Annotated in this window: 5 protein-coding genes, 2 tRNA genes and 3 rRNA genes (1 of these 10 running past the window's edge); all 10 read right to left on the bottom strand. The window is 60.4% G+C overall.

The window, feature by feature from the left end; all coding sequences use genetic code 11:
- Positions 1-1,269 carry a diguanylate cyclase gene (locus tag KI241_RS03350; protein WP_042732470.1) on the bottom strand — a complete coding sequence of 423 codons (1,269 nt, stop codon included), beginning with the start codon at positions 1,267-1,269 and terminating at the stop codon, positions 1-3.
- Positions 1,266-1,841, bottom strand: a complete 576-nt coding sequence (locus KI241_RS03345; RefSeq protein ID WP_212803364.1) for a YfiR family protein — start codon at positions 1,839-1,841, stop codon at positions 1,266-1,268. The genes KI241_RS03350 and KI241_RS03345 overlap by 4 nt, the downstream gene beginning before the upstream one ends.
- A gap of 135 nt (positions 1,842-1,976) precedes the next feature.
- A complete protein-coding gene (gene recD, locus KI241_RS03340) occupies positions 1,977-4,076 on the bottom strand; it encodes an exodeoxyribonuclease V subunit alpha (RefSeq protein ID WP_212803363.1) in 2,100 nt (699 codons plus the stop codon).
- Entirely contained in the window at positions 4,073-7,762 is a 3,690-nt protein-coding gene (gene recB / locus KI241_RS03335) for an exodeoxyribonuclease V subunit beta (RefSeq protein ID WP_212803362.1), read from the bottom strand. The genes recD and recB overlap by 4 nt, the downstream gene beginning before the upstream one ends.
- Complete coding sequence (recC, locus tag KI241_RS03330; protein ID WP_212803361.1) at positions 7,759-11,211, bottom strand: exodeoxyribonuclease V subunit gamma; 3,453 nt, start codon at positions 11,209-11,211, stop codon at positions 7,759-7,761. Before recC ends, recB begins: the two co-directional genes overlap by 4 nt.
- A gap of 154 nt (positions 11,212-11,365) precedes the next feature.
- A 5S ribosomal RNA gene (gene rrf / locus KI241_RS03325) occupies positions 11,366-11,481 on the bottom strand.
- Between the two features lie 137 nt (positions 11,482-11,618).
- Positions 11,619-14,510 (bottom strand): 23S ribosomal RNA (locus KI241_RS03320).
- A gap of 246 nt (positions 14,511-14,756) precedes the next feature.
- A tRNA-Ala gene (locus KI241_RS03315) sits at positions 14,757-14,832 on the bottom strand.
- A gap of 30 nt (positions 14,833-14,862) precedes the next feature.
- Positions 14,863-14,939 (bottom strand) — tRNA-Ile (locus KI241_RS03310).
- A gap of 82 nt (positions 14,940-15,021) precedes the next feature.
- A 16S ribosomal RNA gene (locus KI241_RS03305) occupies positions 15,022-15,223 on the bottom strand; it runs 1,335 nt beyond the window's last position.
- The 16S, 23S and 5S rRNA genes sit together here with 2 tRNA genes alongside, the layout of an rRNA operon.

Genomic DNA, 15,223 nt, shown 5'->3' with positions numbered 1-15,223 from the left:
TCAGCTCCTGGTTTGAAAGTCAGTGACAGGGTGCTCCGCCCCCGCCATGTGTTGCCCACCTCGGGCGAGGCGTTTGGCCTGGTACATCGCCGCATCGGCGGCATGAAGCAGTGCGCCGGGGGTGGCGCCATGATCGGGGTAAACGGCAATGCCGACACTGAGGGAGGTCAGGACCGACGCATCTCCGGGTAATTGAATCGGCAGTTCCATGCAGGCGATGATCTTTTCGGCAATTCGCTCGGCGTCCTCGGCATCGTGCAGGGGAGCCAGCAACACGGCGAATTCGTCGCCGCCCAGGCGCGCCACCAGGTCATCCTCACGCAGTTGCGCCCGAACGCGGGTCGCCACCGCCGTCAGCACCGCGTCACCGGCGGCGTGGCCGAAGTTGTCATTGATGCCCTTGAACCGGTCGCTGTCCAGGTACAGCACCGCCAACTGCTCGTCGAGTTTGCTGGCGTTGCGCAAGGCGCGGATCAGCCGCCCTTCGAAGAACGCCCGGTTGGGCAACCCGGTCAGGCTGTCGTGGCTGGCCTGGTGAGCCAGGGTTTCGTTCTCGCTTTGCAGATGGGTCTGCCAGGACTCAAGCTCGTCGAGCAGCGCATTGAAGTCGTTGCCCAGGTTGTCCAGCTCGGCGATGGCGGCCGGTGGCACACGTCGGTCCATGGCTCGCTCGCTACGCGCCGCGTGCGCCACGTCGGCGAGGCTGCGCAGGGGCCCGGTGATCGCTCGCAACTGGCGCCGCGCCAGGTACAGCGCCACCCCGGCACTCACCGCTGTACAGACGATAATTCCCGCCAGGCCGCTGAGCAAAAAACGCAACAGGCTGCCACCGTGCCCCGCCAATTGGATCCTGCCAATGTTCTGCCCCTGGTGGACGATCGGCAGGCTGATGGGTTTTTCAAGAAACGCCTTGGCGATGTGCATTTCCAGTTCAGACAACAATCCGGTGTCCGGTCGTTGCCAGCGCGCCAGCAGGCGACCGTGCTCATTGAAGACCTGGGCTTCGGCCACTTCTTCGGTGGTCGCAATCAGCGCCAGCGCCTCGGTGGCCGCGGCCGAGTCATCGAACACCACCGCCGCCTCCACGGTGTAGTTGATCGAGCGGGCGATCAGGTGCAGGTTGTGATCGGCGTAGACCCGCAGCGCAAGCACCCCAAGCAGGGTCAAGGAGACGCTGGCCATGGCCACGGCCACCAGCGCAACGATCAAATGACCGCGACCGATGACCGAGCCAAGGGTCGGACGGATGCGTGTCGGGGCCGGACTCATGGGCTTGCCGGCCGGCGGCGGGACAACTGCAGGACACTCGGATGGATGCGCACGCCGCTGCGCGCCACCGAGTCGAGATTGACCTCGAACGAGACCTGATCATCGCCGACCCTCAGGCAGAACAGGCTACCAACCGTGCATTGGTCACCGCCTTCACTGATGCTCAGCACGGGTTTATCGATCAACGAGGCGAACAGCCGCGAGCGCTCATCGTCGGTCAGCCGACCGATGTAGAGGGCGTTGCAATCGGTGGCGATGCGAGGGCTGTCGGCCAGCAAGCGCTGCACAATCACTGGCCGGCCGGTGGCCTGGGTAGTGCCGTTGATCAGGTCGTCTGTGTACTGGGTCGGCCCGACGATGCACAACGCCAATTGCGTGGGCTCCACAGGCCAGCGGGCATAGCTGAGGATGCCCAGGACCACCTGCGTCACGGATTCGGCCCGCAGCTCGGCCTTGCTCGGCGACATTTGTTCCTCGGCCATCACGACAGGCGGCAACAGGCACAGGAGACTGGCCAGCACGTAATGCCTCCAGCTTCCGTAGCGCATTGCCTCCCGAACAGCCAAAACCATGGCAAGTCTCTATCCGTTACAGTAAATGTCGGAACGATAGCACAGTGCCAAAAAGCCAGCGAGAAGCCGTTCTACAGTGACTTGCGACAGAAAAGCGTCAAAACAACGTCAGGGCCCTTACGCACTAAAAGCAGATCAGTCCGTCTCCCGCTCCAGTTCCAGCATCAAACCGCTCAAGCGCTTGACCTTGCGTCGCACCGCCTCCTCGAATACCCCCGCACGCGGTTCGATCAGGCTGAACCACTGCTTGGCCCGGGTAATGGCGGTGTACACCAGTTCCTTGGTCAATACCGGGTTCAGCGCATCCGGGAGGATCAGCACGGTGTGGGTGAACTCCGAGCCCTGTGACTTGTGTACGGTCATGGCGTAGACGGTTTCCACATCGTTCAGGCGACTGGGCAACACGAAGCGCACGCCCCCCTCGCCGTCGTTGCGCAGGAAGGCCACCCGCAAGACCTGCTTGCCGGCATCGGGCCCGGCACGCTCGGGCAATTTGAGGGCGATTCCGATATCACCGTTCATCAACCCCAAGCCATAGTCATTGCGGGTCATCAACACCGGGCGTCCTTCATACCACTGGTGATCGCTCTCGATCAGGCGAGCCTTGAGCAACGCGGCGGTGACCCGCTGGTTCAAGCCGTCAACGCCCCATGGGCCCTTGCGCACGGCGCAGAGCAACTGGAAGGCGTCGAACGCCGACAGGACGTCCCGGGCCCAATCGGCCCAGCAACTGTCCGCCAGCGGGCGATCCGGGACCGGGCGACGCTCGCGCAACACGTTCAGGTAGTGCCGGTAGCCCTGTGGCCCGCCGGCATGGCCTTCGAGCGCCAGACGCTCGAGCTTGCCATCGTGCTCCCCCGTCAACGCCAGGGAAAACAGGTCGGCATACTGGCCGCCCACCAATGACTGACGAGCTTTTTCAGGCTGCTGCTGATTGACCTGGCGAGCCATCTGGCCGATCCCGCTGCCTTCGCCGAAACGCCGTGAATGCCTGAGCATGACCACTTGCTGCGCCAGGGGATGAGAACCGTCCAGGTCCTGCTGCAAGTCGCTGGCCGCAAGGTTTTCGCCGCTGACCGACTCAAGCCAGGCGCGGGTCCGGGGGCTATACCAGCCGTCCTCGGCGTCCCGGCACAAATCCCCCAGCACGGCCCCTGCTTCAACCGAGGCCAACTGATCCTTGTCCCCCAACAGCACCAATCGCGCATGGGGCGGCAGCGCATCCAGCAAGTTGGCCATCATCTCCAGGTCGATCATGGACGCTTCATCGACCACCAGCAGGTCCAGCGGCAGCCGGTTACCGCCATGGTGACGGAAATGCCGGGTGCCGGGACGGCTGCCCAGCAAACGGTGGACCGTGGTCACATCGCAGGGAATGCGCTCGCGTACCGCGTCAGCCACGTCCAGGGTGCGGACCTGCTGGCTGATGGACTCGGTCAGGCGTGCCGCGGCCTTGCCGGTCGGGGCGGCCAGGCGGATCCGCAGCGGCTTCCCCGCCTCGACGGCCGGTGCCTGCAACAAGGCCAGCAAGCGCACGACAGTGGTGGTCTTGCCCGTGCCGGGCCCTCCCGTCACGATGCTGAAGGCACCGCGGGTCGCCAGGGCACAGGCCAGTTTCTGCCAATCGATCGGGCCCGCCGCATGGGTTGGCCCAAACAGCCCGTCCAGACGCTCGCGCAGGTCGTCGGGCGCGGCTTCCTGCTCAGCGAGCCGTTGCCGCAATGCCTCGTCGATACGGCGTTCGTAGCCCCAGTAGCGGCGCAGGTAAAGCCGTTTGCCGGACAACACCAACGGCCGTTGCCGGGCTTCTTCATGCTCATCGACCGCCAGCGCCACCAGCCGGCTGGCCGCCAGCACCTTGCACCAATGGGCGCCGTCCAGTGTGCGCAGTATCTGCGAGGGCAGCAGCATGGCCCCGGCCTGCGCATCGCCCTCGGGAGGCAGCGACAGTGCGAAGTCCGGTTCCTTGAGGGTTTCAAACAGGTCCAGGCAAACGTGCCCGTGGCCCAATTGGTGACTGGTGAGGGCCGCGGCGAGCAGGACCAGCGGATCGTCATCCGGCGCCAATTCATGGAGGAACGCGACGAAGGCCTTGTCCAGGGCACGCAACCAACCTCGCTCGACCCAGCGCGTCAACAATAAAAGCAGGTCATCTGCCCGGCTCAAAGGGGCCAGGTCGACCAGGCGCTCGTCGTCGGCCGGCGTGGGTAGCAGGTCGGCAAAGGAACGGCTCATAGCAATTCTCCCTGTACCCACGCGGGCTCGGCCTTGGGTTCGGGCGCGCCCTGGAACAGGCGGTCGAGCTGTTCGATCAAGGCCCGTGGCGGCCTGGTGAAATACACGCCACGGCTGGCCGAGCGGGTCCCGCGTAGGAACAGGTACAGCGCGCCACCGACGTGCCGGTCATAGTCATAGTCGGGCAACCGCGCCTTGAGCTGTCGGTGCAGGGCCAACAGGTACAGCACGTATTGCAGGTCATAGCGGTTATCCAGGATCGATTGCTCCATGGCCTGTGCGGTGTAGGCCGTGTCATCGACACCCAGCCAGTTGGACTTGTAGTCGGCCACGTAATACCGACCACCGTGCTCGAACGTCAAATCGATGAAGCCCTTGAACATGCCGTTGAGCAACACCGGCTCCGCCGCGACACGAGCGACGCCGCCATGGGTGAATCGGCAGACCAACTGGTCGAGCTTTTGCACGTCGACCTTATGGCTGGCGAACCAGAACTCCATCTCTACCTGGAACTGAGCCAGGTGTTCGAGCACCACCGGCGCCTGGCCATCGCCGACAGGCAAAGGCGTCTTGACCACGTGCTGCAGCCAATCGCTCAGCGTGGCGATCCAGCCCTTCCAGCCTCGGCGATTGCAGCGTCGGGCCACCGCATCCTCGATAACCGCGGGCGCAGGAGAAAAGCCCTCTCCGGCCACCCACTCCAGCAGGCCATGAAGGAAAGTGCCCGGGTTGGGACCCCGAGGAAAGCGGTGGATATCGCCGCCCACGGCGTTGACCTCTCTGGGGGCTTGCGGGTCCAGACGCTCATCGTCGAACAGTTTCTGGGCCTGCGGATTTTCTGGCGCGGCATCGCTGCCTTCGCTCATCACTTCGCCAATGCGCAACGCGCTGTAGGAGGCGATCCACCAATGCTCGCTGGCTTTGCGCACGGGCACCAGGGGTTCGAGCAACACCGCCTCGTTGCGGGGCGGGTGATAGCGCTCGTCGGTGGCCTGGGGCATTTCCTGGCAACTGACTGCATCGCTGCCTTGTTGCAGGTCCTCCAGCCAGCGCCTCAACCCGACCGATTCGGCCAGCGGGCTGCCACCGCCCAACAGATAGCCCAGCGCAGAGAGGTGCAGGATCGAGCGGCTGTTGCTGCCCCGCTTGAGATCGGCGACGCCCAGCCAGCAGGCATGTTGCGCCCGCGTGAGCGCCACGTAGAGAAGCCGCAGGTCCTCGGCCAACCGCTCGTCATCGGCCTTGGCAATCAATTCGGCCGTGGGCTGGAGACTGATCTGCGCCCTGCCGGCTTCGTCGTGGTAATGCAACGGCAATCGACTGCCATCCACCGGTTTCGTCGAGCAGATGAAAGGCAGGAAGACCAACGGATATTCGAGGCCCTTGGACTTGTGGATCGTGACCACCTTGACCAGTTGCTCATCGCTTTCCAACCGCAGGATCTGTTCTTCTCCGGCCTGCCCGGACAACGCCAGGTGTTCGGATAAATGCCGGATCAGGGCCTGTTCGCCATCCAGTTCGCCAGCCGCCTGCTGCAACAGCTCGCTCAGATGCAACAGGTTCGTCAGCACCCGCTCCCCATCGCTGCGCGCCATCAGCGCCTGGGGCAACTCAAAATCATGCAGCAGGCGCCGCAACATCGGCAGCACGCCCTGGGTACGCCAGACGGTGCGATAGCCACGGAATTGCATGACCCGGGCTTCCCAGGCCAACTCGTCCTGATTGAGGCGCTCCAGTTCGGTCAACGGCAGGTTCAACGTGATGCTGGCCAGCGCTGCCCGCAGCGGTCGCTCCACATCCGGCTCGGCGCAGGCCTTGAGCCAGGTCAGCAGGTCCCGTGCTTCCTGCGAAGCGAAGACCGAGTCCTTGTCCGACAGATAGACACTGCGCACACCCCGGGCGGACAACTGATCTCGCACGGCCTGTGCTTCCTTGCCGTCGCGCACCAGGATGGCGATGTCCGCCGGGCGCAATCCGCGGAGGGTCTCGTCATCGCCCCTGAAGCCGTCGCGCCCCGCCTGGCCGCCGTTGAGCAACGCGGTGATCTGGCTGGCGCAGGCAGCCGCCATGTGCTGCCGGTACACCGCACCGGAAACCGGTTGATCCGAAGGCAACTGCCAGACGTTCAGGGCGGCGACAGTGTGCCCGGCGATCTGCAAGGATTCCTTGCGGCCCTGGGACTCGACGGCCAGGAATGGCACCGGGTTCTCGCCCGAGCGCTCACGAAACAGAAAAGCCCCGCGGCCCTCCCGCCGAGCTTCGGCATTCAGGAAAATGTGGTTGACCGCGCCCACCATGGCATGACTCGAGCGGAAGTTCGTGCCCAACGTGTGCAATCGGCCAGCGGTGGCCTCGCGAGCACGCAGGTAGGTGTAGATGTCGGCCCCGCGAAAGGCATAGATCGCCTGTTTCGGATCGCCGATCAGGAACAGCCCGGTTTCTGGATTGTTCTCTTCGATGCGATAGATACTCTCGAAGATCCGGTACTGAACCGGATCCGTGTCCTGGAATTCATCGATCAGCGCCACCGGAAACTGCTCGCGAATCAGACTCGCCAGGCGCTCACCGCCGTCGGCCTGCAACGCTGCATCGAGACGCAGCAGCATGTCGTCGAAGCCCATCTCCGCCCGACGACGCTTCTCGGACTCGAAGCGCGCACCGACCCATTGCGCGGCATGTTGCAGCACGGCAGCATCGGGTGTGGGCAATGCGTCCAGGCTGGCCTTGAGGCCGGCCATGGCATCCAGTCCGGGGTGGCTGGGCACTTCGCCCTTCCAGGCTTCAGCCATCCCCTCGGGCGTCAGCCGGGTGAAGCCGCTGCCAATGTCCAACAGCTCGAGGCTTTCGTCCTCGACCCAGGCCGTGATCTTCTGAAACCACGGTTCGAAATAACGCGCCTGCATCTTGCGCCCATCGACGCTCTTGCTGGCGACGCCCTGCTGGCAGATCTGTAGCAACTCCACGGCCCATTGACGCCAGGGCGCCTTGAGATCAAGCAAGGCGGCACTGCGCTCCTGCAAGGACGCGGCGATGAGTTCGGCCGGTTCGGTCCCGTCACCGTTATCCCGTTCGCTGGAAAACAACCCTCGCACACGAGGCAGCAGCGCAGCCGGGCTTCCCCAGTGGCTACGCACCCAATTCAATGCATCGCCCTGCATCGAGTAGCAGAACAACCGCCAATAATCGCGCAGCACCTCGCCGAGCAATTCGCTGTGATCGGTTTCCAGGGTCTGGGTAAATAGACTGCCACTGTCGAACGCATGCTCTCGCAACATCCGCTGGCACCAGCTATGGATGGTGGAGACGGCCGCTTCATCCATCCACTGCGCGGCAATGTCCAAACGGTTTGCGCAGGCCGGCCATTGCGCGGTGTCGAACTCATCACGCAGTTCGGCGATCAATGCATCCGGGGCGGGAATTTCGTCACGAAAGAAACGCGCCGCTTCGGCAAGACGGGTACGGATCCGTTCGCGCAACTCCTTGGTGGCGGCGTCGGTAAAGGTCACCACCAGGATCTGCGGCGGAAGCAGCTCGCGGCCGAACCCGCCGGCAGGGCCACCGTGCCCGAGCACCAGGCGCAGGTACAGCGCCGAGATGGTAAAGGTCTTGCCGGTACCGGCGCTGGCTTCGATCAGTTGGCTGCCACGTAGCGGAAACGCCAGGGCCAGCGGTGTTTGCCGACTCATGGACGCACCTGCTCGCCGGCCGATGAAACCCATGGCGCCTGGAGCAATGGCCGGTAAAGCGCGTCGCACCAATCGGGAAAGGTTTCGTCGGCCATCAGCGCATCGAAGTCCGGGAACTGGCGAGCCAGGGCTGGGCTTTCCCGTCGCTCGCCTTCAGAGGTCTGCCCGTCGCCTTCATAGGCTTTTCGCGCAGCCGCTTCAGCCTTGGGCACCTCGCTCTGGCCAAGCCAGGCAAAGGCCGTCTTCACTGCAATGGGCAGCGGCTGGCGCATACCGGCCTGCCAGGCTTGCAACAGGTCGCCCAACAGCCGTTGCGCCACAGGCGCCTCGAAAGGAGCCAGCAACAAGCTGTCATCACTGGCCACCAACGCTGTCGTCAGCGACAGGCCATTGGCACAGGCCACAAGATGGTTGACCCACGGACGTATCAGGCGATGCCATTTACGCGTCTTGGAGGCGCCAATGCCGTTGGGTATCGCCGTGATCGCGAGGACCGCGCCGTCGCCTCGCTGATGCAGGCCGCTGAGCCACCCTTCGACGCTCACACCTTGCGACTGCACACTGACCTGCACGGCGCTGGTCAGCGGCGTGGGCCATAGCGCCAGGAGTTGTTGGTAACGCTGGAGCAGGTCCGGCAAGGGCTCGATCAACTCGCGTTGCATGCACTCACCGAAGCCGGCCATCGGCAACAGGCCGCTGTTCTGAAGCCGCCTGGCGTGAGCGCTCAGGGCGAGATCCGGTTGGTCCAGGCGCATCAGCGCGGCCTCCAGCAAACTGTCGCTCAGGCTGTAGCGTTGCAGGGCGTCGAGCACGAAGGGTTCGTCGTCGGCCAGGGGGGCTTCGATGGCCTCGAAGAATACTTTCAGCCGCTGGCTGAAGAAATGGCGGACCGGATTGCGCAGGAAATCCTGCAGTTGGCCGAGGCCCAAGGGCTCGTCCTGGATGTAGGGCTCCAACACCTGGGGCTTGCCGGTGTGGTCCGGGGCATCGTGAAGCATTCGCCATTCGCTGGCATAGCTGAACAGCGCATCACCGCGATGAAAATAACGCGCACTGAATGGTTGCAGCGGATGTTCCTGGGTCAGTGCGTCGAGCAGCGTTTCGCGGTCGTCGACCAACCGCCACCCACTGGCCAGATGATCACGCAACTGGCCGATCAATACCGAGGCGGGGCGCTCGCTGTTGTCACGGATGCTGCGGCCCACCCAACTGATGTACAGTTTTTCCCGAGCCGAAAGCAGCGCCTCCAGCAGCAGGTAACGATCATCCTCACGTCGGGAGCGATCGCCGGGACGATAGTCGCTGCCCATGAGGTCGAAATCCAGGGGTGGCTGGGCGCGCGGGTAGTCACCATCGTTCATGCCCAACAGGCACACCAGCTTGAAGGGAATCGCCCGCATCGGCATCAAGGTACAGAAATTGACCGCGCCGGCCAGAAAGCGTTGGGACAGTCGGCCTTGATCCAGCCCGGCCAGCCAGGCTTCACGTACGACCGTCAGCGGCATTTCGTCCAACAGGCCAACCGATTCACAGGTTTCCAGCCAGGTTTCACGCAGGTCTTCGAGTTGGGCCAGCAGGTAGTCGTCGTGTTCGTTGCTCGCCTGGAAAAACAGCTGTAGGAGGTCGTGCAGGCGCGCTCCCCATTCCTGTGGAGAGGCCGGCAGGGTGAGTGCCTGATGAGCGACCTCCAGTGCGTCCAGTAAAGCCACAAGCGGACCGATCAAGGCTGCGTCCAGGCCGCCAATCTCATCGTAGGGCTCGATGCCTTCGTAAGCATCCGAGCGACCGACAGCGTACCCCAGCAACATCCGGCGCAGCCCGAATCGCCAGCTATTCTGCTCAAGCTCCGCCGGCAAACCCAACCCGGCGCGATGCTCGGCGTTCATGCCCCAGCGGATACCAGCCCCTTCGATCCAAAGGTGCAACGTCGGCAGGTCGGCCTCATCGATACCGAACCGTTCACGCAACGCCGGGACGTCGAGCAAATCGAGGATTTCGCTGACGGGGAAACGACTGTCAGGCAGCTTGAGCAAATGTTCCACGGCGATCAGCAGCGGATCGCGTCCGCGCTGACCCTGATCCGTCAACGTGAAGGGAATGAAGCGAGGGTCGGTTCGATCCAGTTGGCCGAACACCGCGCGAATGTGCGGCGCGTAGGTGTCGATGTCAGGAACCATGACGATGATGTCCCGGGGACGCAGGGTCGGATCCGCGCTGAAATGAGCCAGCAACTGGTCATGGAGAATCTCGACTTCGCGCTGGGCACTGTGGGCAACATGGAAGCGAATCGAACCATCTTGCGCCGTATCGACAGCCGGCCAATGTTCGCGGGTTTCGTTGAGGGGGCGCAGTTCGAGGATGTCATCCTGCAACTGGCCAAGCAGCGTCGTGGGATTCGCTTCACTGAACAGGTCGATACGCCCGTCGCGAAATACCGAGCGATAGCTGTTGGGATCATCGTAGCTGTCGAGCAGGTTGATATAGTCACGCCCCTGCTTGCCCCAGGCAGCCAGGAGCGGGTGGGCGTGCTGATGCAGGGTTTGCGGATCGAGGGCGACGGGCATGCCGCTCTTGCGGGCCTGGCGCTTGTATTGATGCCGCAGCAGGTCCTTGTCGGCCACGATGTCCGTCCAGTGGTGGCGGCACGGGTTGTGGACGCACAGCAAGACCTGGCTGAACCGGGAAAGCCCGGCGAGCGCCTCGAGCGCCTGGGCGGGCAACGACGAAATGCCGAAGACGATGACCCGCGCCGGCAGACCGCGGGGCGCCGTCTCCAGGCTGTTGATGCGTTCCATGTAGCGCTGGTGAACGCCGGCCCGGCTCTGCGCCATACCGGCCTCCCCCACGTCTACCAACAAGGCTCGCCACAGTTCGGCCTGCCAGCAATTTTCCGGTGCAAGGGGTTTGATTTCCCCTCGGACGTTTCGCGTCTGGTGTCGACCGTCAGCCCAGTCTTCCAGCCAGTCGGCGCGGTATACCTGGTATTGGTCGAACAGGTCGGCAAGGCGTTCGGACAATTGATAGCGCTTGCGCAGATCGGTGTCGTGGGTAAGGAAACGACGCAACGGTTCGAAATGGGGTTGCTCGATCAGTTGCGGCAGCAAGCGCATCAGGCGCCAGGTTAACGGTGACTTGTCGAGCAAGGATTTGGCCGGAATCTCGTCACGCCCCAGGACGGTTCGGTAGAGCTGCCACATGAAGCTGCCGGGCAGTTGCACATCAATGGCAGCGGCGATACCGCAACCACCCGTATCGTCATCCTCCGGGTCCTCAGCCAGGGCCAGCTTGAGCCATTGGGCAATGCCGTTGCTCTGTACCAGGGCTATTTCATTTTCAAGAGGAGCCAACGGATAACGCCGCATCAGGCTGATCACCAGGCTGCGCAATTCATCCAGGCGATTCCCGTGAACCACCATGAACGCTGGGCTGAGGGACGTTGCGTCCGGCATGAAAGGCATCCTTGAAAATGCAAAAAGCTAGGGCAGAACCTTAGCACTGTCGGGGGGCTGTGACAGCCGCCCGCTTTCCGAGCTTGTTGTCAGAGTTTTCCTGCGGGCAAAACAAAACCCCAACTGCTTTCGCAATTGGGGTTTCGGAATTTAATCTTGACGATGACCTACTCTCACATGGGGAAACCCCACACTACCATCGGCGATGCATCGTTTCACTGCTGAGTTCGGGATGGGATCAGGTGGTTCCAATGCTCTATGGTCGTCAAGAAATTCTTGAGCCAGCGCGCTTTTCAGCGTTCCAGCAAATCGGGTATGTGATCAGGTGTGAGCCGCAAACTTTCGGTTCGTTTCGTCTTCACCACACCGCAATCTGGCTTTCTAAGCGCAAATTGCTTGGGTGTTATATGGTCAAGCCTCACGGGCAATTAGTACAGGTTAGCTCAACGCCTCACAGCGCTTACACACCCTGCCTATCAACGTCGTAGTCTTCGACGGCCCTTCAGGGAGCTCAAGGCTCCAGTGAGATCTCATCTTGAGGCAAGTTTCCCGCTTAGATGCTTTCAGCGGTTATCTTTTCCGAACATAGCTACCCGGCAATGCCACTGGCGTGACAACCGGAACACCAGAGGTTCGTCCACTCCGGTCCTCTCGTACTAGGAGCAGCCCCTCTCAAATCTCAAACGTCCACGGCAGATAGGGACCGAACTGTCTCACGACGTTCTAAACCCAGCTCGCGTACCACTTTAAATGGCGAACAGCCATACCCTTGGGACCGGCTTCAGCCCCAGGATGTGATGAGCCGACATCGAGGTGCCAAACACCGCCGTCGATATGAACTCTTGGGCGGTATCAGCCTGTTATCCCCGGAGTACCTTTTATCCGTTGAGCGATGGCCCTTCCATACAGAACCACCGGATCACTAAGACCTACTTTCGTACCTGCTCGACGTGTCTGTCTCGCAGTCAAGCGCGCTTTTGCCTTTATACTCTACGACCGATTTCCGACCGGTCTGAGCGCACCTTCGTACTCCTCCGTTACTCTTTAGGAGGAGACCGCCCCAGTCAAACTACCCACCATACACTGTCCTCGATCCGGATAACGGACCTGAGTTAGAACCTCAAAGTTGCCAGGGTGGTATTTCAAGGATGGCTCCACGCAGACTGGCGTCCACGCTTCAAAGCCTCCCACCTATCCTACACAAGCAAATTCAAAGTCCAGTGCAAAGCTATAGTAAAGGTTCACGGGGTCTTTCCGTCTAGCCGCGGATACACTGCATCTTCACAGCGATTTCAATTTCACTGAGTCTCGGGTGGAGACAGCGCCGCCATCGTTACGCCATTCGTGCAGGTCGGAACTTACCCGACAAGGAATTTCGCTACCTTAGGACCGTTATAGTTACGGCCGCCGTTTACCGGGGCTTCGATCAAGAGCTTCGCGTTAGCTAACCCCATCAATTAACCTTCCGGCACCGGGCAGGCGTCACACCCTATACGTCCACTTTCGTGTTTGCAGAGTGCTGTGTTTTTAATAAACAGTCGCAGCGGCCTGGTATCTTCGACCGGCGTGGGCTTACGCAGCAAGTGCTTCACCCTCACCGGCGCACCTTCTCCCGAAGTTACGGTGCCATTTTGCCTAGTTCCTTCACCCGAGTTCTCTCAAGCGCCTTGGTATTCTCTACCCAACCACCTGTGTCGGTTTGGGGTACGGTTCCTGGTTACCTGAAGCTTAGAAGCTTTTCTTGGAAGCATGGCATCAACCACTTCGTCACCCAAAGGGTAACTCGTCATCAGCTCTCGGCCTTGAAACCCCGGATTTACCTAAGATTTCAGCCTACCACCTTAAACTTGGACAACCAACGCCAAGCTGGCCTAGCCTTCTCCGTCCCTCCATCGCAATAACCAGAAGTACAGGAATATTAACCTGTTTTCCATCGACTACGCTTTTCAGCCTCGCCTTAGGGACCGACTAACCCTGCGTCGATTAACGTTGCGCAGGAAACCTTGGTCTTTCGGCGTGGGTGTTTTTCACACCCATTGTCGTTACTCATGTCAGCATTCGCACTTCTGATACCTCCAGCAAGCTTCTCAACTCACCTTCACAGGCTTACAGAACGCTCCTCTACCGCATCACTTACGTGATACCCGTAGCTTCGGTGTATGGTTTGAGCCCCGTTACATCTTCCGCGCAGGCCGACTCGACTAGTGAGCTATTACGCTTTCTTTAAAGGGTGGCTGCTTCTAAGCCAACCTCCTAGCTGTCTAAGCCTTCCCACATCGTTTCCCACTTAACCATAACTTTGGGACCTTAGCTGACGGTCTGGGTTGTTTCCCTTTTCACGACGGACGTTAGCACCCGCCGTGTGTCTCCCATGCTCGGCACTTGTAGGTATTCGGAGTTTGCATCGGTTTGGTAAGTCGGGATGACCCCCTAGCCGAAACAGTGCTCTACCCCCTACAGTGATACATGAGGCGCTACCTAAATAGCTTTCGAGGAGAACCAGCTATCTCCGAGCTTGATTAGCCTTTCACTCCGATCCACAGGTCATCCGCTAACTTTTCAACGGTAGTCGGTTCGGTCCTCCAGTCAGTGTTACCTAACCTTCAACCTGCCCATGGATAGATCGCCCGGTTTCGGGTCTATTCCCAGCGACTAGACGCCCTATTAAGACTCGCTTTCGCTACGCCTCCCCTATTCGGTTAAGCTCGCCACTGAAAATAAGTCGCTGACCCATTATACAAAAGGTACGCAGTCACAGAACAAAGTCTGCTCCCACTGCTTGTACGCATACGGTTTCAGGATCTATTTCACTCCCCTCTCCGGGGTTCTTTTCGCCTTTCCCTCACGGTACTAGTTCACTATCGGTCAGTCAGTAGTATTTAGCCTTGGAGGATGGTCCCCCCATATTCAGACAAAGTTTCTCGTGCTCCGTCCTACTCGATTTCACTTCTAAGATCCTTTCGCGTACAGGGCTATCACCCACTATGGCCGCACTTTCCAGAGCGTTCCGCTAAAATCAAAGAAGCTTAAGGGCTAGTCCCCGTTCGCTCGCCACTACTAAGGGAATCTCGGTTGATTTCTTTTCCTCAGGGTACTTAGATGTTTCAGTTCCCCTGGTTCGCTTCTTGCACCTATGTATTCAGTGCAAGATAACCATCTTATGATGGCTGGGTTCCCCCATTCAGACATCTCCGGATCACAGTCTGTTTGCCGACTCCCCGAAGCTTTTCGCAGGCTACCACGTCTTTCATCGCCTCTGACTGCCAAGGCATCCACCGTATGCGCTTCTTCACTTGACCATATAACCCCAAGCAATCTGGTTATACTGTGAAGACGACATTCGCCGAAAATTTGCATGCTCAATTAAGAACGCTCACAAATTTTACCTTAGCCTGATCCGTTACCAGTGAAAGTAACGTTCAGTCTATCTTTCTATCACATACCCAAATTTTTAAAGAACGATCCAGTCAAAAGACCAGAAATCAACATTCACCATCGCGTCGATGGAATGCTCATTTCTAAGCTTTCAGTCTCAGAAGCAGTAGTGGTGGAGCCAAGCGGGATCGAACCGCTGACCTCCTGCGTGCAAGGCAGGCGCTCTCCCAGCTGAGCTATGGCCCCGTATTTCTACAGGCGTTTCCCACACAAAATTGGTGGGTCTGGGCAGATTCGAACTGCCGACCTCACCCTTATCAGGGGTGCGCTCTAACCAACTGAGCTACAGACCCAATTTCGGGCTGCTTCTAATCGTCTTCTTCAATGAATCAAGCAATTCGTGTGGGAGCTCATGAAGCCGCTGCTGTCGTCGATTAAGGAGGTGATCCAGCCGCAGGTTCCCCTACGGCTACCTTGTTACGACTTCACCCCAGTCATGAATCACACCGTGGTAACCGTCCCCCCGAAGGTTAGACTAGCTACTTCTGGTGCAACCCACTCCCATGGTGTGACGGGCGGTGTGTACAAGGCCCGGGAACGTATTCACCGCGACATTCTGATTCGCGATTACTAGCGA

Origin of the sequence: Pseudomonas sp. Cab53 (assembly GCF_018325965.1) — a bacterium.
GTDB lineage: Bacteria > Pseudomonadota > Gammaproteobacteria > Pseudomonadales > Pseudomonadaceae > Aquipseudomonas > Aquipseudomonas chlororaphis_E.
Note: the sequence above shows the minus strand (reverse complement) of the source record. Positions and strands in the feature narration are given on the sequence as shown.

Coding starts and splice junctions, on each gene's coding strand:
- KI241_RS03350 (WP_042732470.1), bottom strand. CDS start 1,269: ATGAGTCCGGCCCCGACACGCATCCGTCCGACCCTTGGCTCGGTCATC.
- KI241_RS03345 (WP_212803364.1), bottom strand. CDS start 1,841: ATGGTTTTGGCTGTTCGGGAGGCAATGCGCTACGGAAGCTGGAGGCAT.
- recD (WP_212803363.1), bottom strand. CDS start 4,076: ATGAGCCGTTCCTTTGCCGACCTGCTACCCACGCCGGCCGACGACGAG.
- recB (WP_212803362.1), bottom strand. CDS start 7,762: ATGAGTCGGCAAACACCGCTGGCCCTGGCGTTTCCGCTACGTGGCAGC.
- recC (WP_212803361.1), bottom strand. CDS start 11,211: ATGCCGGACGCAACGTCCCTCAGCCCAGCGTTCATGGTGGTTCACGGG.